Source organism: Arthrobacter koreensis (assembly GCF_035792275.1).
Classification (GTDB): domain Bacteria; phylum Actinomycetota; class Actinomycetes; order Actinomycetales; family Micrococcaceae; genus Arthrobacter_B; species Arthrobacter_B koreensis_A.
On the sequence record NZ_JAMWKK010000013.1, the window covers coordinates 93,005 to 114,978 of the forward strand.

Sequence of the window (21,974 nt, forward strand, 5' to 3'; positions counted from 1 at the left end):
CCGCCCGAAGCCGTTCGGGCAGGGCGGTTAATGCCGAACGGCCCCGGGGCCGGTGCATCGGTCCAGGGACCGGGCACCGGCTCCAGGGCCGGAGCGGGTTGGGTACAGCTAGGCGGAGACGCCCAGGCGTTCCAGGATCAGCTCGCGTACGCGGCCGGCGTCGGCCTGTCCGCGGGTGGCCTTCATGACGCCGCCGACGATCGCGCCGACGGCCTGGATCTTGCCGCCGCGGATCTTGTCCGCAACGTCGGGCGCTGCGGCCAGTGCGGCGTCGATGGCTTCCAGCAGGGCTCCGTCGTCGGAGACCACGGCGAGGCCGCGCTTCTCGATGACTTCCTCCGGGGTGCCTTCGCCGGCGAGGACGCCGTCGAGGACCTGGCGTGCCAGCTTGTCATTGATCTTGCCGGCCTGGACCAGGCGGTCCAGTTCCACGATCAGTTCCGGGGTGACGCCGGTATCCACCGGATCAACTTCGGCTTCCTTGGCGCGGCGGGCAACTTCACCCATCCACCATTTGCGGGCCACCTGCGCGGAGGCACCGGCTGCGATGGTCTCCTCGATGGCTTCCATCACGCCGGCGTTGACGACGTCGCGGAACTCGGCGTCGGAATAGCCCCAGTCGGCCTTGAGCCGCTTGCGGCGCTCGGCCGGCGGCTCGGGCAGGCGGGAACGCAGTTCCTCGATCCACTCCGGGGTGGTGACCACGGGCAGCAGGTCCGGTTCCGGGAAGTACCGGTAGTCATCGGCGTCGGACTTCGGCCGGCCCGAGGTGGTGGAGCGGGTGTCCTCGTGCCAGTGGCGGGTTTCCTGGACGATCTTCTCGCCGGATTCAAGGACGGCGGCGTGCCGCTGGATCTCGAAGCGGACGGCGCGTTCGACGGCGCGCAGCGAGTTCACGTTCTTGGTTTCCGAACGCGTGCCGAACTTCTCCTGGCCGTGCGGGCGCAGCGAAACGTTGGCGTCGCAGCGGACGTTGCCGCGCTCCATCTTCGCGTCGGAAACACCGAGGTTCTTCACGATTTCCCGGATGGCTGCCACGTAGGCCTTGGCGAGCTCGGGTGCACGGGAACCGGCGCCCTCGATCGGCTTGGTCACGATTTCCACCAGCGGAACACCGGCACGGTTGTAGTCCACCAGGGAGAAATCCGCGCCCTGGATACGGCCTGCGGCACCGCCCATGTGGGTCAGCTTTCCGGCGTCCTCTTCCATGTGCGCGCGTTCGATTTCAACGCGGAACACGGTTCCGTCTTCCAGTTCAATGTCCAGCCAGCCGTCGTACGCGATGGGATCTTCGTACTGGGAAGTCTGGAAGTTCTTGGGGGTGTCCGGGTAGAAGTACTGCTTCCGGGCGAAGGTGCAGGATTCGGCGATCTTGCAGTTCAGCGCCAGGCCGATCAGGATCGAGTACTCCACGGCCGTCTTGTTCACCACCGGCAGCACGCCGGGCAGGCCAAGGTCCACCGGGGTGACGTTGGTGTTGGGCTCGTCACCGAACACGTTCGGGGCATCGGAGAACATCTTGGTCTTGGTGTTGAGCTCCACGTGGACCTCGAACCCGAGTACCGGGTCGTACTTCTCCATGGCCGTCTCGAAGGGAAGGGTTTCTTCCTGGGTGTGCACGGACATTACTTCACTCCTCCAAGTACGGGTGCCGAGGCCAGCAGCGGGCCGCCCCACTTCTGCTCCAGCAGGCCTTCAAGTGCCGCGCCGGCACGGTAGAGGCGCACATCTTCACGGGCCGGTGCCAGGAACTGGATGCCAACCGGCAGGCCGTCGGCCAGGCCGCCGGGGATGGAGATGCCGGGGACGCCGGCCATGTTGGCCGGGATTGTGGCGACGTCGTTCAGGTACATGGCCAGCGGATCATCCAGCTTCTCGCCCAGCTTGAACGCGGTGTTCGGCGAGGTCGGGGAGATCAGCACGTCAGCCTGGGCGAACGCGGCGTTGAAGTCGCGCTGGATCAGGGTGCGGACCTTCTGGGCCGAGCCGTAGTAGGCGTCGTAGTAGCCGGCGGAGAGGGCGTAGGTGCCCAGGATGATCCGGCGCTTGACTTCGTCGCCGAAGCCGGCGGCACGGGTCGCGCCCATCACGCGCTCAATGGTGAGCGGCGGATCGGAGGGCAGGCGGCGCATGCCGTAACGGACGCCGTCGTACTTCGCCAGGTTGGAGGAAGCTTCCGAGGGCATGATCAGGTAGTAGGCGCCCAGGGCGTACTTGAAGTTGGGGCAGGAAACCTCAACGATTTCCGCTCCCGCGTCCTTGAGCAGTTCCAGCGACTCGTCGAAGCGGGCCTGCACGCCGGGCTGGTAGCCCTCGCCCTGCAGTTCCTTGATGACGCCGATGCGCATGCCCGCGACGCTGCCGTTGCGGGCGGCCTCGGCGAGGTTGCCCACCGGATCGGTCAGGGAGGTGGAGTCGCGCGGGTCGTGTCCGCCGATGACTTCCTGCAGCAGTGCGGCATCCAGCACGGTCCGGGAGACCGGGCCGATCTGGTCCAGCGAGGAGGCCATCGCGATCGCGCCGTAGCGGGAGACGCCGCCGTAGGTGGGCTTCACGCCCACGGAACCGGTGACGGAAGCGGGCTGGCGGATGGAGCCGCCGGTGTCAGTACCGAGGGCCAGCGGGGCTTCGAAAGCGGCAACGGCTGCTGCCGAGCCGCCGCCGGAGCCGCCGGGGATGCGGTCCAGGTCCCACGGGTTGCGGGTGGGGCCGTACGCGGAGTGTTCGGTGGAGGAACCCATGGCGAATTCGTCCAGGTTGGTCTTGCCGAGCATCGGCATGCGGGCGGCACGGATCCGGGAGATCACGGTCGCGTCGTACGGGCTCATCCAGCCTTCGAGCATCTTGGACCCGGCGGTGGTGGGCTGCCCCACCGTCACGATGAGGTCCTTGATAGCGATGGGAACGCCGGCCAGGGTGTGCAGTTCTTCACCGGCGGCGCGGGCCTTGTCCACACCGGCGGCAACTTCGAGTGCCTCATCGGTGTTGACGTGCAGGAACGCGTTGATGTCCCCGTCCACGTCGGCGATCCGGTCCAGGTGTGCCTGGGTGACCTCGACGGCGGAAACCTCGCGGGAGGCCAGTTTCTCCGCCAGGACGGCAGCGGGAGAGGTAATCAGTTCACTCATGGAAGTCTTTACTCCTCATCCAGGATGGCAGGGACCTTGAAGCGGCCTTCGGCGTTGTCCGGCGCGCCGGACAGGGCCTGCTCATTGGTCAGCGTCTGCCCCACAACATCCTCGCGGAACACATTCGCCAGCGGGATCGGGTGGGAGGTGGCCGGGATGTCCTCGCCGGCAACTTCGCTTACGGATTTGATCGAATCCACGATGACGTCAAGCTCTCCGGCCATTTTGTCCAGCTCGTCATCGGTCATCTCAATGTGGGCCAGCCGCGCCAGATGCGCCACAGCCTCACGATTGATCTCAGACATGAGTCTCCCATGCGTCTTATGCAGTATTTTCGGCCTTTACGCCGGTATCCGTACCAGTCTACGGCGTTTGGGCCTTCGGTTCGGGTGGCTGGGACATACAGGGCGCGGCTGCTTCACGCACGCGCGGAACGCAGCGTCCGACGCCGGAGGGCGTGTTCCGCCTGCGGTCAGAGTTCCAGCCGGAAGACCCACAGAACGTAGTCTTCGCCGGGAACGGTCCAGTCGCGCTCGGGCACGCGTTCAAAGCCCAGTGACAGGTACATGCTGTGCGCCCCGAGCATGCTGGTCATGCTGGTGAGGGACACAGCGTGGATGCCCTCCAGGCTGCGGGCATGCTCCACGATGGCGTTGACCAGGGTGCGCCCCACTCCCCCGCGCTGGACTGCAGGGTCTACGGCCAGCATGCGGAACTCGAGTTCACCTTCGACGGCGATGTCCGTGTAGGGCTGGCCGGCAAACGTAACGGCCGCTGAGCCTGCTACCACGCCGTCTTTCTCTGCTACCCAGAGTTCGGCGTGCTGGTCCCGGTGCTCGACGTTCTCGAGTTCCTGCACGTAAGGATTGTCGGCTTCAATGAACCCGGCCTTGAGGTAGGCCTCGCGGGTGATCCGGCGGATGTCTTCATAGTCAGCCGGTGTTGCCCGCCGGACGGTGATGCTCATTGGTGTTACGAATCCTTACATGGGGGTTGATTTCCACGCTTGATTCTATCCGCGTGCCCGCACCTTCAGGCGCCGGTGGTGACGGTGCGCACAGCAGTGGGTGGCAGCGGTCGGCAAAGCGGACCCTGAGCTGGTCAGCGCCGGCGGGATGCTGCTGCGCAGGCCACGCAGAACCGTGCTTCCGGCCGGATTTCGAGCCGTGCCTCGGGGATGGGCTCGCCGCAGCGTTCGCAGATACCGTAAGCACCGTCGTCGAGCCTCACCCGGGCGTCGAGGAGCTCGACGAGCGAAGCCTCCAGTGCGGCCAGCATGGAGACCTCATTGGCACGTTCAACGCTTACGGTCGTGCCTTCGGGATCATGCTCGTCGTCCGCCGGCGTGTCCTTGGCCGCCGCGGTCACTTCCCGGATATCGGCCAGGACCGTGTCGATTTTTGCCCGGGCGGAATCTATGTGTTCGTCGAGAATGGCAGCGAAGCGGGCGGCATCCAGGTCCCTGGGCGTTTCAGGCTTCGGTTCCCGGACACGTGTGGTGACGGCTGGTGCCAGCTTGCGCGATGCCGCTGTGACTTTACGTGGCATGGGGCGTCCTTCCGGGTCCATGGATCTCGAACAGTTCCGGCTGCTCGAGCAGTTCCATCAATTATCCGCGCGGGGCCTTCATTTACCCGCCCCCGCAAGCCCCGCTTTCCTCAGGGCTTAAACCTTTCGGCCAGGTTCGTAATAGACGTGGCCAGAGTGTCTGGAGAGCACCAAAGCTCAAGATTGGCTCAAGCCATCCGCAGGAAAGGCGAAATTCTTGGGCCCAGCAAAAATCAGGTAGCCGGGACCGCTCCTTTTCACACATGTGTTAGCTAGTCTCACTTCACCGTTCCTGATTGGTCTCGGAGCGGAGTCCTAGCACTGGGGGTAGAGATGAAACAGGAAATCCGGCTTGCTCCGGGCATGATTGTCAGCTGCCAAAAAGGCATCAGCTCCGTGAAGCTCCGTGTGATGGGGGCCAGCCGCTGTGACGGCTGCAGCAAGATGGGCGTCATTGTCCAGGTCATGGAAGATGCCGTCGTGGACAGTTTCCATTACTGGAAAGGCCACGTGATCGTGATGGACCGGGACAAGATCACGGTGGATTCCAAAACCTCCGTGCCCTCCTGGACCGGTTCCTACTAATCCCGCCAGTGTGAACCGCGGGGCCGGGCTGCCTGCGGTTCACTGCTCCCTGGAAGCAGCACAAAGTGCCGCCAGCGTGGTGACGGTGGTGCACCACGCGTCGAGGAGCAGACGGTCATGGCTCAGCGCCAGGACACCCATGCCGCGGGTCTGGACCTCGGTGCTGATTACCCGCACCAGCGACGCGGTGGTCGCTGCGTCCAGCATCGCCGTCGCTTCGTCGCAGATCAGATACAGCGGCTCTGCCGCGAGCGCCCGCGCCAGACAGGCCCGCTGCAGCTGCCCGTCAGAGACCTCGCGGGGATACCGTTCCAGCAGGTCGGAGGTCAGCTGCACCTCCGCCGCGAGTTCCCTGACGCGGTGTGCTGCTTCCCGCCGGTTTAGCCCGCGTATCCCTTCGGCGATGACCTGGCGCAGCGGCAGACACGGGCTGCAGGAGGCACGGGGCGACTGGAAGAGCATCGCGATCTGGCCTTTCCGGCCGCTGCGTCCCCTGCCGGCGAGGGGAACAGGCTCGCCGTTGCAGGTCACCGTTCCGGCAGCAGCCGGGATCAGGCCGGCCAGCAGCCGGGCCAGAGTTGTCTTCCCCGTTCCGGAAGACCCCGTGAGGCCCAGCTGGTGCCCGGCAGCCACCCTGACGGTGACATTGCTCAGGATGGGGACAGCGCCGTAGGAAAAGCCTGCGTTGCGGGCTGCGAGTTCAGCGGGCATAACCTGCTGCCTCCTCCGCCCCGGACGCCTGCCGGTCGGCATAGCTGTACTCCACGGCAAGGTCCGTCAGCTCCGGAGATGAACCGGCTATAGCCTGAAGACCGTTCGCCGGCAGGGCTGCCAGCAGGTCCCGTGTGTAGGGATGGGCCGGCAGCCGCAGAACCTCTGCCGCGGGGCCGGTCTCCACGATCCGCCCGGCGTACATGACGGACACCTCGTCTGCGGTGCCGGACTCCATGAGGCGCTGCAGATCGTGGGTGATGAGGACGACGGCGGCGCCCGCGTCGGCGACGCGCCGCAGCATCCCCAGGGTCAGCTGCGCCAGGTCGGGGTCAAGTCCGGAAACCGGTTCATCAGCCAGCAGGACCTCGGGCCCGCCGGCCAGCGCGAAGGCGATCGCCGCCCGCTGCAGCATGCCGCCGCTGAGCTCATGCGGAAATGCCTCCAGGGCGTCCCGGTCCAGGTTCACCTGTTCCAGCAATTCCAGCGGGCTGGATTGTCCGTCAAGTTCCCGTACCGTCTCCCACAGCTGGGACCCCACCGTCCTGACCGCCGTCAGGTAGGTGGCGGCGGACTGCGGCACGTAACCGATGGTCCGGCCGCGAAGCGCGGCCGCCCGGGCTGCTCCGCTTCGGCCCGCCGTCAGCGGGGTCCGGGCGCCGGAGGCGGCCACGTAGTCCAGCCGTCCGCCTGCCACCGTTCCGGCGGGGAGCATGCCGAGAATCGCGGAGGCCAGGGTTGTTTTCCCGCACCCCGATTCGCCCACCACCGCGTGGACCCGTCCCCGGTATGCGCTAAACGCCACGTCGGTTGCGGCGTGGACCCACGCCGTGCCCCGCCGCCTGCGGACGGGAATGCGTACTGTGTGCCCCTCGGCCCGGATCGCGATGCTGTTCATTGTCTTCCTTCCGTTCGGGACAGGATGCCGTTCCCGCACGCCGCGACAGCCAGGGTGGTAGCCAGCAGGAGCAGCGCCGGGAAGGCCAGCGCCCACCAGCCTCCGAGCATCACCTCCGACTGCGCTTCTTTGAGGAGAGTGCCGAGGGATGCCTGGTCCGGGGACAAGCCCAGTCCCAGGAAGGAGAGGGTGGATTCGTGCCAGATGGCGTGCGGCAGGAGCATCACGGTGGCCAGCACCCCCTGGGCCAGTGTTCCGGGAAGGAAGTGCCGCCGGAGCACCTGTCCCCGGGTCAGCCCAAGGAGGTAGGCGGCATCCACGTACTCGCGGCTGCGCAGCGAGAGGACCTCGGCACGGATAATCCTGGCCACCTGGGTCCAGTGGGTGAGCGCGATGGAGGCGATGATGGCCGTCACTGAGCCGCGGAACATCGCAACGATCACCACCCCCAGCAGCAGATGCGGAACCGCGTTGATGCCGTCGATGACCCGCATGATGATTCGGTCCGTCCGGCTGCCGAGCGCCGCCGACGCAGCTCCCGCGAGCATCCCGAGTCCCATTGCGAGCAGTGCACAGAGCACCGCGATGAGCAGTGAAACGCGCAGTCCGGAGGCTAGCCGGAGAAACAGGTCGCGTCCGGCATGGTCGGTTCCGAAGAGATGCTCGGACGACGGCGGAAGCCGGGCGGAGCTGAAATCGGTCAGCTTCTCATCCGTTCCGGCCAGCATTGGAACGAAGACGGCGTAGGCCGTGATCAGCACCAGGACGGCGATCCCGAGGATGGTGCCCGCGGCGCGGAGTCCCCGCTTCCGGGCGGCGGGACCAGTGAGCCGAAGCTCGGCTGCCGCCACGGCGCTAGACATCGGCCCTCACCCTTGGATCAATCCAGACGTACAGCAGGTCAGCGAGGAGCGAGCCGGCCAGCACTGCTGCCGTGGTGATCACCGTCAGGGCCGCCAGCAGCGCAAAGTCCAGGGCCTGTGCCGAGGAAACCACCGCTGCGGCCAGTCCCGGCCAGGAAAAGACCGTCTCCACCAGCACGGCTCCGACTATGATTTCCGGCAGGCGGGAGCCAAGAACGGCGATGAAGGGAACCAGTGCGGAGGGCATCACGTGCCTGCGGATGACGGTTTCCTCGCGCAGCCCCCGCAGTCTCGCCCCGCGCACGGCGTCGGAGGCGAGCGCCTCGGTGGTGGAGGCCCGCAGGGAAAGGACCAGCCAGGGAACCTGCGAAAGTGCCGTAGCCGCAACGGGGAGCGCCATGTGGCGCAGCACCTGCCCTGCGGTCGGCGCCGTTCCCGGATCGCTCAGTCCTCCCCCGGGCAGGACGGCAAGGCCGAGGGCAAAAACGGCAAGCAGCCCGAGGGAAATCACAAACGGCGGCAGCCCCTGCAGCAGCGTTGCCGCGGCGGCAGCGGCCCGGTCCAGGACGCCACCGGGACGGCGGGCGCAGCGGGCAGCGATCAGCAGCGAACCGAGGGCTGCCAGGAACAGCTCGGTGCCGGCCACCAGCAGGGTCCAGGGCAGCCGTTCGAGAATCACTGCCGTGACAGGCTGCCGGAACACCCGGGAATAGCCCAGGTCCCCGGACAGTGCGGATGTCATCCAGTGCCACCACGCCTGGATCCAGGAGCTGCCCAGGCCGAGGGATTCCGAGAGCACTTCCCGCTGCTCCGCCGAGGTTTGCGCAAAGCGGTCCCCCAGGTACGCGGCGAGCGGGTCGAACGGCGAGACGCTGGCCAGCAGGAACACCAGCAGGGAGACACCCGCTGCGACGGGGAGCCCTAAGGCAAGGCGCCGCAGAATGATCAGGCGCACCTCCCGCAGGCGCCTCCGCCGTCGGGCTGGCCGGGAGACGGCCGGGACGCCGGGCACCGGGTTAGTCCTTCGTCCAGTCGCGGAGGCTCCACCAGAAACCCCAGCCGACGTCGTGGGCATGCGGTTCCAGCACGGTCTGGACGTTGTTCCAGCCCTGGTCCTCCTGGACGTAGTTGTGGTCGATGAACGCCAGCATCACGTAGCCGGGATCCTGGATGTACAGGTCCTGGACGGCCAGATAGTGTTCCGTGCGTTCGTCCGCGTCCAGGCTGCTGCGCGCGGCCTGGAGATGGGAGTCCATTTCCGCGCTGCCGGTGCCTCCCGGGTTCGCGAAGGGCGAGCCTCCCGGAAGGGGGCTGTGGAGGGTTTCAAAGAGCTGGGTGTCCAGGTCGTAGGGTTTGTCGCCGCCGCCGAGCAGGATGCCCACTTCCCGGCGGCGTTCCTCGATGACGTTCCAGTCCGTGCCGAGTAGCGTCACATCCACGCCGAGTTCGGCCATGTCGGAGGCAAAGGCGAGCGCCAGGTCCCGGCGGAGGGTGTCCGTGGCGTTGTACGCAACCTCAAACGCAGCACGTTGTCCGTCCCTGACACGGATGCCGTCAGCGCCGCGCAGCCAGCCGGCGTCGTCAAGCAGCTGCCCTGCTCTCTGCGGGTCGTAGGGAAAGACGGCTTCGGGGTCGAACGCTTTCCCGTAGATCTCAGCCACGGGAGTATGGGCCGGTGTGCCGTATCCGCCCAGGACGTGGTTCACCATTCCCTGGCGGTCGACAGCCATGTTCATGGCAAGAACAGCTGCCGGATTCGTGGCAAAGGCGTTGTCTGCGGGCAGCGAAAGCCCGCGCCAGTCTGCCGTTTGAACAGCCTCGTAGGAGTACCCGGATTTTCCCTCATACAGCGCGGCCAGCAGCGGCGGCAGCACGGTTCCGTCGATTTCCCCGGATTGGAGCCGCTGGGCGCGGGAATTGTCATCCGGCACGTGGATCACGGTGACGGTCTCCACTTCGGGAGCGCCGTTCCAATGATCCTCATTGGCTGTGAGGACCGCTTCACCGGGACGCAGGGACGTCACCTTGTAGGGTCCGGATCCTACGGGGTCCGTGTTGAGGGAGGACTCTGCTGCCAGGCCCGGCGTCAGCCGTTCGGACGGGGCGATGCCCAGCAGCAGCCGGCTGGGGAATCCCGCATAGGGGTATTTCAAACTGAACGTGACTGTGCCGTCCTCGGCGGCCGTGACGTCCTGCAGCATGTCATAGGACGTTGCCAGTTCCGAGGCCGAGGCCGGATCGATAACAGCCCGGTACGTTGCTGCGACGTCACCGGCGTCCAGGTCCGTCCCGTCGGTGAACTTCACGCCGGAGCGGACCTGGACGGTCCATTCGGTTCCCCCGGAATTGCTCTGCGGCATATCCGTTGCCAGCCAGGGTTCGAATCCCGGCAGGGATGAGGAGCCGTTCACCGGGGAGAGGCGCAGCAGACTGTCGTAGATCTGGGACTGGCCGCTGTCCCCGTGCCCGCCCACGGGGTTGAACTGCCCGGGTTCATTGGCGTCGGCCAGGACGATTCCGGCTGCCTCCCCCGGGGGTCCGCTGCAGCCCGCCACTGCCCCAAAAATCAATACTGTGCCGGCGGCTAAGGCCCGGCCCGAGTGCTTTTCTGCTGGCATAGGGAAACCCCTCAACGTATGAATACGTGTGCAGCTATTGGTGGATCAACTCTCGACCCCCGCACCGGACCCAGCTAGGGTTCAGGCATCGAAAGGACGTTTCCCACCGACATTCGTCCGCGGCCACAACCTGGAAGGAACGTGGAAGATGGCAGCCCCTCCCGGCGGGACCTCCGGAGATCCCATCTCCCGCGCCTTGGACGCCGTTGATGTTCCGGCCTGGTCCACCCGGTTTGAGCTGGCCGCGGATCCAACGCGGCTGCAGCTGCTGCTGTGCCTGCACTTCAGCCCCGGTATCACCGTGACCCGTCTGGCTGAGGCCTCCGGAGTCTCGCAGACTGTGGTGAGCCAGTCGCTGCGGAGGCTGCGGGACCGCGGGTGGGTGGAAGCGGCGAAGGCCGGGCGGGAACACCACTACCGGATTGTGGATGATTCGCTGCACCGGCTGCTTCATCTCATCGGCGCCCCGCACTCTGAGCGGAGCGAAGACCACTCCGGCAGCCGCGGCGGTCACGGGTACGGCTGAACCTGCCTAGGCAGGCGGCGCCAGCCAGGCCGTGGTCACGGCTGCCAGCCGCTCGGCGTCGTCCATCCTGCGGTCCGGGGAACCTGGCCGGTCCACCGTGAGGCCGGCCTCCTCCGCGATAAGCGCGCCGGCGGCGAAGTCGTGTTCGTTCAGGCCGCGCTCCGCGTAGGCATCCAGGGTGCCGTCGGCCACCATGCACAGATCCAGCGCCGCGGACCCGAGCCGGCGCAGGTCTGCATAGCCGTCCATCAGCTCCGCGAGACCGGCGTACTGTTCAGTCCGGACCTCCGGTTCGTAGGAGAAGCCCGTGCCCAGCAGCTTGCCCGTCCGTTCCGGGTCCGGGCCGTGGAGCTGCCGCAGGTTGCCGTGCTCTGCCAGCCAGGCGCCGTGGCCCTTCGCGGCCCAGTAGACGCGCACCAGCGCCGGGGCGTGGACCACCCCGGCCAGCCATTCGCCGTCGGCGTTAACCGCGGCCACCGAGGTGGCGTAGAAGGGAATGTTGCGGATGAAGTTGGTGGTTCCGTCCAGCGGGTCCACTGACCAGCGGATGCCGGACGGGTCCTCGGGAACGCTGGCTTCGAGTTCCTCGCCGGTCACGGTGTCAAAGGGACGCAGCCGGTTGATCACTTCCCGGACGGCGTACTCGGCCTCGGTGTCATAGGCGGTGACCCAGTCGCCGGAGGCTCCCTTGTTCTCCACGTGCAGCCCCGCCTCCGAGCGCTTGGCCAGCACAGCGGCTCCGGCGGCAGCTGCCTGCCGGGCGACGTCGAGCAGTTCAAGCGGATCGGGGGCGGGTGCTTCCGTCATGGCGCGGTTTCCTCGTCCTCTGCATTGTTTTCTGCGTCGTCCGCCGGAGCTGAGTCCAGCGGTCCGTTTTCAAGCAGTTGCCGGAATCCGTCCTCATCCAGCACGGGGACCCCCAGCGACTCGGCCTTGTCCAGCTTGGTGCCGGCGTTCTCCCCCGCCACCAGGTAGTCGGTCTTCTTCGAAACCGAGCCCGAGGCCTTGCCGCCGCGGGTGATGATTGCTTCCTTGGCTTCGTCCCGGCTGAAGTTCGGCAGAGTGCCGGTGACGACGACGGTGAGCCCTTCCAGGGTGCGGGGCTGGGAGTCGTCCCGTTCGTCGGCCATCCGCACGCCCGCACGGGCCCAGGAGTCGACGATTTCAACGTGCCAGTCCTCGGCGAACCATTCCTCCAGCGCCGCAGCGATGGTGGGGCCGACGCCATCCACGTGCGCGAGCTGCTCTTCCGTGGCCGCCCGGATGTTCTCCATGGAGCCGAACGCGGTGGCCAGGGCGCGTGCCGCCGTCGGGCCCACATGCCGGATGGACAATGCCACCAGGACACGCCAGAGCGGCTGCGATTTGGCCTTCTCGAGCTCCTCGAAGAGCTTGCGGGTGTTGGCGGAGGGCTCGGACGGCTTCTTCGCGGTGCCCTTCGTGTAGAAGTACGGCACCAGCTCGGTACCCACTACAACGCCCTTGGAGCGCTTGGGCCGTTCGATCCGGACGTCTGCCAGGTCTTCGATCTTCAGGTCGAAGAGTGCTGCCTCGCTGGTCAGCGGCGGGTTCTCCGGTTCGGCGGGCGAGGTCAGAGCGATGGCAGCTTCCCAGCCCAGGGCTTCGATATCGAAGGCCCCGCGGCCGGCCAGGTGGAACACCCGCTCGCGCAGCTGGGACGGGCAGGAACGGGCGTTGGGGCAGCGGATGTCCACATCGCCTTCCTTGGCCGGCTTCAGCTCGGTGCCGCAGGAGGGGCAGTGCGTGGGCATCACGAAGTCCCGCTCGCTGCCGTCGCGGAGTGCGACGACGGGTCCCACGATTTCCGGGATCACGTCTCCGGCCTTGCGCAGGACGACGGTGTCGCCGATCTTCACGCCTTTGGCCTTCACCACGTCCTGGTTGTGCAGGGTGGCCATCTCCACGGTGGAGCCGGCGACCTTGACCGGTTCCATAATGCCGTACGGGGTAACGCGGCCGGTGCGGCCTACGTTGACCCGGATGTCCAGCAGCTTCGTGTTCACTTCCTCCGGCGGGTACTTGTAGGCCACGGACCAGCGGGGCACCCGGGAGGTGTGGCCGAGCGCGCGCTGCAGCGCGAAGTCGTCAACCTTGACCACAATGCCGTCGATCTCGTGGGCCAGGCTGTGCCGGTGCTCGCCATTGGCGGCAATGAACTCCAGCACCTCGTCATAGGTGTCCAGCACCTTGTAGTACGGCGAGGTGGGCAGGCCCCAGGCCTTGAGCAGCTCGTAGGTTTCCGACTGGCTGGAGGCTCCCAGACCTTCCCGGGCGCCGATGCCGTGCACGTACATGCTCAGCGGGCGCTCCGCGGTAACCTTCGGGTCCTTCTGCCGCAGCGACCCGGCGGCAGCGTTGCGCGGGTTCGCGAACGGCGCCTTCCCGGCGTCGACCATTTTCTCGTTGAGCCGCGTGAATTCCTTCGACGGGATAAAGACTTCGCCGCGGATCTCGACCTCAGCGGGAAGGTTCTCACCCTGGAGGCGGCGCGGGATGGAGTCAATCGTGAGCACGTTGTGGGTGATGTCTTCGCCGGTGGTGCCGTCGCCGCGGGTGGCGGCCCGGACCAGCTCGCCGTTGCGGTACAGGAGGTTCACCGCCAGGCCGTCGATCTTCAGTTCGGTCAGCCAGCGGACCTTCGACCCCGGTGCGATGGACGCGATGGAGGCTTCGGCGCGCTTCACCCAGGCATCGAGTTCATCCAGTGAGAACACGTCTTCCAGGCTGTACATCCGGGAGAGGTGTTCCACCGGCGCGAACGCTGCGGATACTTCTCCGCCGACTTCCTGGGTGGGCGAATCGTTGGTCACCAGCTCGGGATGGAGTGCCTCGAGCTTCTCAAGCCGGCGGTACAGCTCATCGAACTCGGCGTCGGAGACCAGCGGGGCGTCCTCGTTGTAGTACGCGAAGCGGTACTTCCGGACCTGGTCGGAGAGGGTCTCGTACTCTTCGCGCAGGCTGTCACTCGGAGGGGTATCCGTGCTGACGGCGTCGACGGCTTCTTCGGGGGAGGTCTTGGCTGTGCTCACCTACCCAATCTTGCCGTATGTACGACGGCGGCGGGAGCTTTGCGGGGCCCGCCGGCTGCCGCGCGTCCCGGGTCCGGGAGAAAATTTCCCGATGGTTGTCGATATCTGTGCGGCCCATTCGACGGCATAGTAGGAGCTGCACCGAGCGCTCCCTCTAGAGGTCAGGAGAATGCCATGAAGTACATGATGATTATGCGGACCACTGATTCGGCCGTTGAAGCTTCCAAGGACATGCCGTTTGAAGAAATCATCAACGCCATGGGCGCCTACAACGAGTCGATGATCAACGCCGGTGTGCTGCTGGCCGGCGAAGGACTGGCCGAGGCCACGGAGGATGCCAACTTCCTGGTGGACTTCGCCCAGGACCCGCCGCTGATCACCGACGGCCCGTACGGCGAGACCCACGAGCTCTTCAACGGATTCTGGATCATCCAGGCTTCCTCGAAGGAGGAGGCTGTGGAGTGGGCCAGCCGGTGCCCGCTTGGCCCCGGCGCGAAGCTGGAAGTCCGGCGGGTTACCGATGCCTCTGACTTTGAGGACTTCGCTGACAACGAGTACATCCAGAAGGAAGAAGGCTGGCGCGAGCAGGAAGAGAAGCTGCGCGCAGAGAACCCCTAGCACCATGGCGGATGCAGGCAGCGGGGTCCCGGCGGGTGAGGAGACGGCTGGTGAGGACGCGGCGGCCGCGGCAGTCCGCCACCGGATAGACGCCGTTTGGCGGATTGACGGTGCCGGGATTGTCGCGGCCCTGGCCCGTGCCACCGGGGATCTGGGTCTGGCGGAGGACGTTGCCCAGGAAGCGGTGGCTGAGGCGCTGGCCTCCTGGCCAGCTGGGGGCGTGCCGCGGAACCCGGCTGCGTGGTTGACCTCCGTCGCCAAGCGCCGGGCGATTGATGCCTGGCGGCAGGCGGAGCGTCTCGAGGAGCGTTACGCGGATCTCGGCAGGGAGCTCCGGGACGAAGCCGCCCCGGCGTGGGATCCGCTGCCGGACGACGTCCTGAAGCTGATTTTTGTGGCCTGTCATCCGGTGCTGTCCCGTGAAGCGCAGGTGGCGTTGACCCTGCGGATTGTGGGCGGACTGTCCACCGGGGAGATCGCGCGGCTGTTCCTGCTTCCGGTGGCTGCGGTGCAGCAGCGGATTGTCCGGGCAAAGAAGACCCTGGCCGCTGCCCGGGTTCCTTTCGATGTACCGGAACCGAATGAATGGGGAGCCCGTCTCGGCGGGGTGCTAGCGGTGATCTACCTTCTGTTCACGGAGGGGTACGCTGCGTCCGCCGGGCAATCGTGGATGCGCCAGGACCTTGCTGCAGAGGCACTGAGGTTGGGCCGGCTGCTGTCCCGGCTTGTTCCGCGGGAGCCGGAGGCGCTCGCTTTGGTGGCCTTGATGGAGTTCCAGGCATCCAGGTTCCGCGGCAGAACGCGTGCGGATGGATCACCAGTGCTGCTGGCCGACCAGGACCGCACACTGTGGGACCGCGCCCAGATTGAGCGCGGACGGGCTGCCCTGGCTCAGGCTGATGCTCTGCGGCGAGGCCGGGGTAACTATGCACTGCAGGCTGCGATCGCGCAGTGCCATGCCGTTGCGCCGAGTGTCGAGGGTACGAACTGGCAACGGATCGTGCTGCTGTATGAGGCTTTGGGCCGGCTGGCACCGTCTCCTGTGGTGGAGCTGAACCGCGCGGTGGCGGTATCCATGGCCACCGGTCCGGCGACGGCGCTGGAGATGGTGGACCGGCTTGCTGCCACGGGTGCGCTCCGCGGTTCATATCTGCTGCCCAGCGTGCGGGGTGAACTGCTGTCCCGCCTCGGCCGGGTCGAAGAGGCACGGACTGAATTCAGTGCTGCTGCTGCGCTGGCGCGCAACGACCGGGAGCGGGAGGTTCTGGAGCGCCGCGCGGCTGGAATGCCTTAGCGCGTCAGCAGATCGTGCTCGGTCAGAATGAGGTCCCTGAGGTCTTCCCAGCGGAACGTTCCGTGATACTCGCCCGGTCCGGCAATAGTGATCTCCGGGATTTCTCCGCGGCGAATCTGCTCCTCTTTCGGGCGGATATCGACAAAGGAGTACGCCGTTCCGTCGATATATACGTGGATACCTAGCCCGAGGCCTTGCCACGTGGCGAGCACTGACACGTCCACCAGCCGGTCCAGGTCGCTTTCCTCGACGATGAGGTGCCATGACAACGGCCGGCCCGCGCCGTCCACTTCGACTGACGGCTGCCAGCGTTCCCCAGGACATTCGGTAGCCGGCGTAAAAAGAATCATACGTCCGTGGCCCATTGAGTTAGCCCTAAACCACTCACCCTGCAGCACACCGTACATGCCCGGGACCCGCATCCCGTTGGGCAAGTATCGCTGTGCGCGCCGGTACTCTGGCCCGGGTGTCCCTCGCTCGTCTCCGGTATCGGGAAGAGGCGGGACCAATCGCAATCCAGTCACGGGGTCACCCCCGGAACGCCAGGGACGGCAACCGGTTCTGGATCACCTGAACATCTTGCACCTGCGACGCCGGCACCACCGTCCAATACACCCCGGCATCTGCCTTGTTCAGCCCCAACGCCTCAGCCCGATCCGCGTTATGCCCGGTATAGAACAACCGGTACACCTGCCCGTCCTCACCCTGGGCGACATCCGTAATCCTGAACGGTTCCCCCTGCCACGAACACGTCGCCAGCAGATCATAGAAGTCCTGGATCTCCCCCAGCCCCACCGTCCGGCGCCAGACCCCCTTCGGGGTCCGCTCAAAACCCTCCACTCCGGGATCCGATGTAGCCGCCACTTCAACGGAACGGCCCTCGTTCACCAAGTCAGCACGGAATACCTGCCCTTGCCACACTGCGGACCAGCCCATTATGTGCGACGGGGTATGCGCACCAGGCCGGGAAATCCCCGAGGCATCGGACACACCCCAGCCGGTCGCAACCTCAAAATAGACGGCAATCAGTTCCTCGGGCTGACCGGCCCGGATCCGCCACAGCTCAGCTCCCGGCGGAATGGCACATTCATCCAGGAAATACACCGGCACCACACCACCGGACCACGCCGCGAACCCCGTCCCCGTAAACGGCGGACGGTCCACAAACTCCGGACCTGCCGCATCGTGCACATAAACGGACAACGGCACCTGGAACCGCAGCACATCAACGTACCCGGCAGCCCGGTCCCACGGCGACCCCGGGAAATCCAAGCCATGAACCGCAAACAAGTCCTCCGGCGTCCGCGCATTCACCGCATCCGCGGCGTTCACCACAAACCCCGACACAGTATCCCGGTTCCCACCTACCAGGAACTCAACCTGCGCCGGACTCAAAGCCTTCTGCATAAAAACCAAAGTATTCCCCTCATCATTTCTCCGCGTTCTCACGGGGCCTAGCCGGCATCCTTCCACCACGTGCCCGTAGGCCGCTCGGGCACCGGACCTAAACCATAATCACAGTAAACGTGACCGGTTACCGTCGACCGTGAACCAATAGACTATTATTCTGGGGTATCATGCAAAACTGTCCGGCTCTCAATGTTGGTTATACGCTGCGCCGGAAGCCAACCAAAAACCATAGTCCTTTCAAGCGGTTCATTTTCATACATGGGCTTAAACCCGTGATTGCTAATCAGTTGCCGCTTGTATAATGCAGCCATTCGATTGGAAGCCTCAACGGCCAAGTTTCCTTCATCATCTTCACTGATGATTACCAATTCGCGCCCCGGCCCCATGGATCCTGTTACTTTTACAGAATTGACATCAGAAACTTCCAGCGCCGGTACCCTGCGGAAATGATGATAAGGAGTCCGCGCAAAACGATTGGGGAAAACAGTGGTATCCCACTCTGGTCCCGGAGAGTCGCCGCCTTCCTTAACAAGAATTAGGGTGCCGTTGGCAGGAACCCAGGAATGAAGCTCATATTCGACGTCATTCCATGTCCCATAGTCGCCAGTCAGCTTCGTTCCGTCTCGTCTCCACATATCTAGAGGTTAACCCATTTCTGACCTGTATAAATGCCAACTAGAACCTCATTGCCGTAGCGGTCGATACGCCACATCTCAGCCCCGTCGTTCAGCCGAATACCACCATCAATGTCAAGTTCCGGGATCAGGGGCGACTTATCAACCCTGCTGCTGGTAAGCCCGTGACCGGTGTTCGGCCAGACGGCCGAATCGTCGAAAATCAGGGCGCCCGCTTCGGTGTTCATGTCTTCCCGATACTGCATCTTGTCCCGGATCTCCCACTCACGGTCGGCCGCAGTTTGAGAGCCATCAGCTGCCCGGCCACGTTCTGCGTGTCGGTTTCGCTGGATTTCCTCAACTCGGGCACGGTTCGAAGCGTCCGGGATTCCGATTTGATCGGCACTGTCAGCCCGGAACCTCACCGCGTATACCTCGTCCACTGCGCCTACCTTGAACGGGATGCTTCCGTCCTCGAGACGATAGTCGAGCCGAAGCCCGAGAATGATCTCATCCACAGTACGAAGGTGCACAGTGTCCGATGCCTGGGATATGAAGCCACCAACACTGCCTGGGTACTGATCCGTTCCTGCCAAAGTTCTGCGTCCGCCTTCAGCTCCGAGAATCTTCTGGAACGGTTGGCTGATGTCGCCGCTGCCCAGCAAATGCCGGACGTCGTGCACCAGGACCGCCTGCGTATCGGTCAGGTCGTAATAGTAGCGAGTTGGGATTCCCCGCAGCGCGTTCTCCAGCGGGCTGGCACCGGGGCGAACAGGTCCGCGGGTCTCGCCGTCGAAAGCCTTCTCCAGCAGGTCAGCAACCTGTGTCTCCACCACATGCGGCGGCAGCTTGCCGTCCGGGCCGCGCAGCCCGTCCAGGGCCTGGAACTCGGAAGGCGAGAGATGGGTCGCAAGGAAATCGTCAGTGTTCTTCCACGTCACAGGATCCAGCGAACGCTGCAGCTGCGCAATCTGGTCATTCCGCGTCGAGACAGTATGGGTGTGGTCACCGAACTCAACCTTCTCAACCCGGCCTTCAGCGTCGTAGTGCACAACAGGCTTGGGCGCCGGCGCATCCGGCGCATCAGCTGACGCGGGCGAATCAGCATCACCGTTCCGCGGTCCGCCGGAACCATCGTCAACCGCTGCAGCACCAGGCCGCGCATCGTCGACATCACCCTTTCCACCCGCACGGGCGTCGTCGCCATCCACACGTCCCGCGGGAGCAGACGTCTCCGTGGTCTTGCCCGACGCTGTGCGGTCCTCCGGGACGGCGTGGCCAGGCTTGCCCGACGGCGATTCAGCACCAGAACCGTTGCCGCGCACCGGGGCATCCGGTGCAGATGACCGGCCGTTACCGGAGGACTCAGGAACGTTCGTGCGCACCGGGGCATCCGGCGTCGCCGTCGAATGCGCGACCGTGGACCCGGCACCCGAACCGCCGCCGGTGCGGGCCGGCGGAGTATCCGGGGTGAAGGCCATGACGCGGGGGCCTGCCCCGCCGGCACCAGCAAGTGCAGGAGTGCCAAAACGGCCGTGCCCGGCATTGGCCAACGCAGTATCCACCTTATTCACGGCCGCCCGTCCCGAATCGATCAGAAACTGATCCGCTGCCTGCCACGCAGCGCCGACCTTCCCGACGGTCACGCGGGAGGTATCCACCACCGTGGTGATGGCGTTGATCTTGAACGCCTGCGCGGCGTCGGCAACCTTCACCGTCACCCCGGCTACCTTCCCGATTCCGGTGGCATTCACCACGGCCGAGACCTTGCCCGAGGCATTGGCTACATCGCCGATCTTCCCCGCCACCGAACCGACCTTCGCCGTGGCACCGGCACCGGCCGTCAGCAGGATGGACGCCAGGTCAAACGACGTCGCACCGGCAGCGTAGGCAGGATCGGTCTGCCACTCGTCCCAGTGGATGGCAGCCTTGCCAACCGCCAGCAGTTCATCCCCCGCCTGCTGAACCCGGTCAGTGTTACCGCTGGCGTGCAAGGCAATCTGGACCACGGGGCTGGTCATGATGGCCAGGTTGACCGCGAGGTTACCCAGGCCCTTCCAGGTCTGTTCAAAGGCCTCAGCGCCGCCGAGCCCAACCATGTTGCCGAGCCCGGTGACGGTGCCGGTAACACCGCTCCACACACCCTTGCCAAAGGACGCCACGCCATCCCAGGCGTCCCGGTACCAGGGTTTGTCCCATTCGGTGGGCTGCCCCCAGGGCACGTTGCCCTCCACCGCTGCGGCGTCGAGCTGTTCCCCGCTGAAGCCGAACTCCACTTCGCCGGTCCCGGCGCCTTCTTCGGTGGTCAGCACGTACTTCGGGCCGCCGTAGACGGCGCTGATCGCGTTGGCGCAGACGCGCTGGGCTTCCTGTAGATCCGAGTACAGCCGGTTCAGGTCGCCGATGATGTTCTGCTCGGCCTGGATCAGTCCTTCGTCGTCGTCCCAGTCATCCTGGCTTCGGCCGCGGGTCCGGGAGAAGAAGTTCGCTGCATCGGCTTTAACCGCGTCCAGCCGCAGCTTCAGGGAGTCCACGGTATCCGCGTAGGCCAGGACCGCTGTATCGACGGTGCCAACGTCCGAATCGAGATCTGCAGCGGAGGACGTAACCGGGCGGAAAGCGTTGAACACCACTTCGGAACCGGCAATGTCGTAAACATCCGGTGATTGCAGGTGTCCCCATGCGACGGCCGATTCCTCCGCGGTGTCCACGACCTCGCCGACGGCGCTGACGAGCGCGGCGGCGGCTGCCCGGATCGCTTCCGGATCCGGCAGCACAGCTTCGAATGCTGCGATGTCGATGCTCAATGGATTCCCCCGGTTAGAACTGGATACGAGTGCTGGTGCGCCTGCGGCAGGACTAGACGGCCTGCGGACCTGGCCCGTAGTGGGCCGCAGGTTCCGGAGCCGGCGGCGGATCGTCCGCGGCAGCCTGAGCCGCGCGCATTGACGCCTCGCGGGCATCGGCGTCCATTTGCGCGTCCGCTTCCAGCAAGATGTTCAATACGTTGTTGACGGCGTTCACGGCGTTTGAGGAGCGGCCGGCAATGTTCGTAAAAGCCGGGTTGATCAGCTTCTCCGTCAGTGCGCCCAATTCGGCTGCCACCGGCTCGGCCATGCAGGCCGTGGCCAGCTCGCTGATTCTCTCCCCAACAGCCGGAAATTCTGTGCCGTAGTCCTCCAGCAGTGGTGCTACCTGCTGGAGGACTCCGGAAACGGCACCGGGGTTGACGTTGTAACTCACCGGCTAGCCAATGTTCTGGACAGCGCTCCTGGCGCGGGAGCCGGCGTTGGAAGCGGTCTGGTCGTTGAGGTTCAGCGTCTGCTTGACCAGGGCAATGATGTTGCGGGTCTCGTTGGCGGCGTTGCGGAAGCGGTTCTCCACCGCCTGGTACTCCTCGGAGACTCCGTCGGCCTGGAAATCGGACATGGCCGCGTTCACGGCCTTCTCCCGTTCGCCGATCAGGGACTCCAGCCGGGCAACAATGGCCTGGATGTCTCCCTGCACGGCTGCGGAGGTGTCGGTGTCATAGCTCAAACGGTCCTGGGACATGGCGATTCCTTCTCTAAGACTGTGTAAAAGGGCGGGAGTTAGCGCGAGGAGCCGAAACGTGCTGCGTCAAAGCTGGCGGCACCCTGCTGCTGGGCTGCGTTGTCCGCGGATTCCTGGTCGCCCATCTGGAAGGAACGGTCCATTTCCGACTGGCCCATCAGGATCGCGGACAGCGAGCTGTTGAGCTCGTTGGCGATCTCATCCGTGCGGGCCTTGAATTCGTCGAAGCGCACCCGGCCCTGGCCGTTGAACTTGCCCTGGAGCGGGGTGACAGCGTCCATGAGGTTACGGACCAGCTGGCCCAGGTCCTCGTTGGAGTGTCCCGTCTGCTGCGTCAGTGTGCCCAGGGTCGATGACCCCATATCGAATTTCATGCTCAAACCACCTCCGGCACCTGTGTGCCAATTGTCCGGTCATTCCCCCCGCTGCCGGTCCCCCTGCCACATACGTGGCCTGGCCGCCGCGCGGTACCCCCCTCATACAAGCCGCACATCTTCCGGCCCGCAATGGGGAGAACTACCCATGTGGATAACCGCCGGGCCGCGCCGGGAAAGGCGCC

General features: G+C 65.4%; 23 protein-coding genes. 4 read left to right on the forward strand and 19 right to left on the reverse strand.

The genetic code is table 11. The annotated features are described in order from the left end of the window. Nucleotides 1-108: 108 nt before the first annotated feature. The 5 genes from gatB to NGB94_RS13240 all read right to left on the reverse strand — a co-directional run bounded on the left by gatB (nt 109) and on the right by NGB94_RS13240 (nt 4,676). Nucleotides 109-1,626, reverse strand: coding sequence for an Asp-tRNA(Asn)/Glu-tRNA(Gln) amidotransferase subunit GatB (gene gatB, locus NGB94_RS13220; protein WP_325791122.1), 1,518 nt, complete (start codon nt 1,624-1,626; stop codon nt 109-111). Further along, entirely contained in the window at nt 1,626-3,128 is a 1,503-nt protein-coding gene (gene gatA, locus NGB94_RS13225) for an Asp-tRNA(Asn)/Glu-tRNA(Gln) amidotransferase subunit GatA (protein ID WP_325791123.1), read from the reverse strand. Before gatA ends, gatB begins: the two co-directional genes overlap by 1 nt. An 8-nt stretch (nt 3,129-3,136) precedes the next feature. After that, complete coding sequence (gene gatC / locus NGB94_RS13230) at nt 3,137-3,433, reverse strand: Asp-tRNA(Asn)/Glu-tRNA(Gln) amidotransferase subunit GatC (RefSeq protein WP_091606413.1); 297 nt, start codon at nt 3,431-3,433, stop codon at nt 3,137-3,139. A 167-nt stretch (nt 3,434-3,600) separates the two neighbouring features. After that, entirely contained in the window at nt 3,601-4,095 is a 495-nt protein-coding gene (locus NGB94_RS13235; RefSeq protein ID WP_325791124.1) for a GNAT family N-acetyltransferase, read from the reverse strand. A gap of 134 nt (nt 4,096-4,229) precedes the next feature. Then, nucleotides 4,230-4,676: a TraR/DksA family transcriptional regulator gene (locus NGB94_RS13240; protein WP_325791125.1), complete on the reverse strand. Its 447-nt coding sequence runs from the start codon at nt 4,674-4,676 to the stop codon at nt 4,230-4,232. 333 nt (nt 4,677-5,009) lie between these two features. Here NGB94_RS13240 and NGB94_RS13245 point away from each other — a divergent pair, with 333 nt between their 5' ends. Further along, nucleotides 5,010-5,261, forward strand: coding sequence for a hypothetical protein (locus NGB94_RS13245; protein WP_325791126.1), 252 nt, complete (start codon nt 5,010-5,012; stop codon nt 5,259-5,261). Nucleotides 5,262-5,300: 39 nt separating this feature from the next. On the opposite strand, the gene NGB94_RS13250 is transcribed toward NGB94_RS13245, so the two are convergent. The 5 genes from NGB94_RS13250 to NGB94_RS13270 all read right to left on the reverse strand — a co-directional run bounded on the left by NGB94_RS13250 (nt 5,301) and on the right by NGB94_RS13270 (nt 10,351). Next, nucleotides 5,301-5,972, reverse strand: coding sequence for an ABC transporter ATP-binding protein (locus NGB94_RS13250; RefSeq protein ID WP_325791127.1), 672 nt, complete (start codon nt 5,970-5,972; stop codon nt 5,301-5,303). Beyond that, a complete protein-coding gene (locus tag NGB94_RS13255) occupies nt 5,962-6,870 on the reverse strand; it encodes an ABC transporter ATP-binding protein (RefSeq protein WP_325791128.1) in 909 nt (302 codons plus the stop codon). Before NGB94_RS13255 ends, NGB94_RS13250 begins: the two co-directional genes overlap by 11 nt. After that, entirely contained in the window at nt 6,867-7,733 is an 867-nt protein-coding gene (locus NGB94_RS13260; protein WP_325791129.1) for an ABC transporter permease, read from the reverse strand. The genes NGB94_RS13255 and NGB94_RS13260 overlap by 4 nt, the downstream gene beginning before the upstream one ends. Further along, complete coding sequence (locus tag NGB94_RS13265) at nt 7,726-8,688, reverse strand: ABC transporter permease (RefSeq protein WP_325791130.1); 963 nt, start codon at nt 8,686-8,688, stop codon at nt 7,726-7,728. Before NGB94_RS13265 ends, NGB94_RS13260 begins: the two co-directional genes overlap by 8 nt. 61 nt (nt 8,689-8,749) lie before the next feature. Continuing rightward, the gene (locus NGB94_RS13270) at nt 8,750-10,351 is read right to left on the reverse strand and encodes an ABC transporter substrate-binding protein (protein WP_325791131.1); all 1,602 of its coding nucleotides are present in this window, start codon (nt 10,349-10,351) and stop codon (nt 8,750-8,752) included. 148 nt (nt 10,352-10,499) lie between these two features. Between NGB94_RS13270 and NGB94_RS13275 the strand changes: the two genes are divergently transcribed. Further along, complete coding sequence (locus tag NGB94_RS13275) at nt 10,500-10,877, forward strand: helix-turn-helix transcriptional regulator (protein WP_325791132.1); 378 nt, start codon at nt 10,500-10,502, stop codon at nt 10,875-10,877. Between the two features lie 6 nt (nt 10,878-10,883). Here NGB94_RS13275 and NGB94_RS13280 read toward each other — a convergent pair whose 3' ends face one another. Beyond that, nucleotides 10,884-11,684 (reverse strand): inositol monophosphatase family protein, encoded by an 801-nt coding sequence (locus NGB94_RS13280; protein WP_325791133.1) that lies wholly within the window; start codon nt 11,682-11,684, stop codon nt 10,884-10,886. Beyond that, nucleotides 11,681-13,927 carry an NAD-dependent DNA ligase LigA gene (ligA, locus tag NGB94_RS13285; RefSeq protein ID WP_325791134.1) on the reverse strand — a complete coding sequence of 749 codons (2,247 nt, stop codon included), beginning with the start codon at nt 13,925-13,927 and terminating at the stop codon, nt 11,681-11,683. Before ligA ends, NGB94_RS13280 begins: the two co-directional genes overlap by 4 nt. A gap of 174 nt (nt 13,928-14,101) precedes the next feature. On the opposite strand from ligA, the gene NGB94_RS13290 reads away from it, so the two are divergent. Together NGB94_RS13290 and NGB94_RS13295 are read left to right on the forward strand one after the other, a co-directional pair. Further along, nucleotides 14,102-14,545, forward strand: coding sequence for a YciI family protein (locus NGB94_RS13290; RefSeq protein ID WP_055240360.1), 444 nt, complete (start codon nt 14,102-14,104; stop codon nt 14,543-14,545). Nucleotides 14,546-14,549: 4 nt separating this feature from the next. Next, on the forward strand, nt 14,550-15,839 hold the full coding sequence (locus NGB94_RS13295; RefSeq protein ID WP_325791136.1) for an RNA polymerase sigma factor: 1,290 nt from the start codon (nt 14,550-14,552) through the stop codon (nt 15,837-15,839). Here the strand turns inward: NGB94_RS13295 and NGB94_RS13300 are convergent. The 7 genes from NGB94_RS13300 to NGB94_RS13330 form a co-directional block, all read right to left on the reverse strand. Then, entirely contained in the window at nt 15,836-16,189 is a 354-nt protein-coding gene (locus tag NGB94_RS13300) for a hypothetical protein (RefSeq protein WP_325791137.1), read from the reverse strand. The genes NGB94_RS13295 and NGB94_RS13300 overlap by 4 nt on opposite strands. 178 nt (nt 16,190-16,367) lie before the next feature. Continuing rightward, nucleotides 16,368-17,003, reverse strand: a complete 636-nt coding sequence (locus NGB94_RS13305) for a hypothetical protein (RefSeq protein WP_325791138.1) — start codon at nt 17,001-17,003, stop codon at nt 16,368-16,370. Between the two features lie 398 nt (nt 17,004-17,401). Beyond that, complete coding sequence (locus tag NGB94_RS13310; RefSeq protein WP_325791139.1) at nt 17,402-17,884, reverse strand: hypothetical protein; 483 nt, start codon at nt 17,882-17,884, stop codon at nt 17,402-17,404. Between the two features lie 2 nt (nt 17,885-17,886). Next, nucleotides 17,887-20,670, reverse strand: coding sequence for a hypothetical protein (locus NGB94_RS13315; protein ID WP_325791140.1), 2,784 nt, complete (start codon nt 20,668-20,670; stop codon nt 17,887-17,889). A 52-nt stretch (nt 20,671-20,722) separates the two neighbouring features. Next, nucleotides 20,723-21,106, reverse strand: coding sequence for a DUF6507 family protein (locus NGB94_RS13320; protein ID WP_325791141.1), 384 nt, complete (start codon nt 21,104-21,106; stop codon nt 20,723-20,725). A gap of 3 nt (nt 21,107-21,109) precedes the next feature. Then, nucleotides 21,110-21,415, reverse strand: coding sequence for a pore-forming ESAT-6 family protein (locus NGB94_RS13325; protein WP_325791142.1), 306 nt, complete (start codon nt 21,413-21,415; stop codon nt 21,110-21,112). Between the two features lie 38 nt (nt 21,416-21,453). Next, nucleotides 21,454-21,789 carry a hypothetical protein gene (locus tag NGB94_RS13330; protein ID WP_055240353.1) on the reverse strand — a complete coding sequence of 112 codons (336 nt, stop codon included), beginning with the start codon at nt 21,787-21,789 and terminating at the stop codon, nt 21,454-21,456. Nucleotides 21,790-21,974 lie beyond the last annotated feature (185 nt).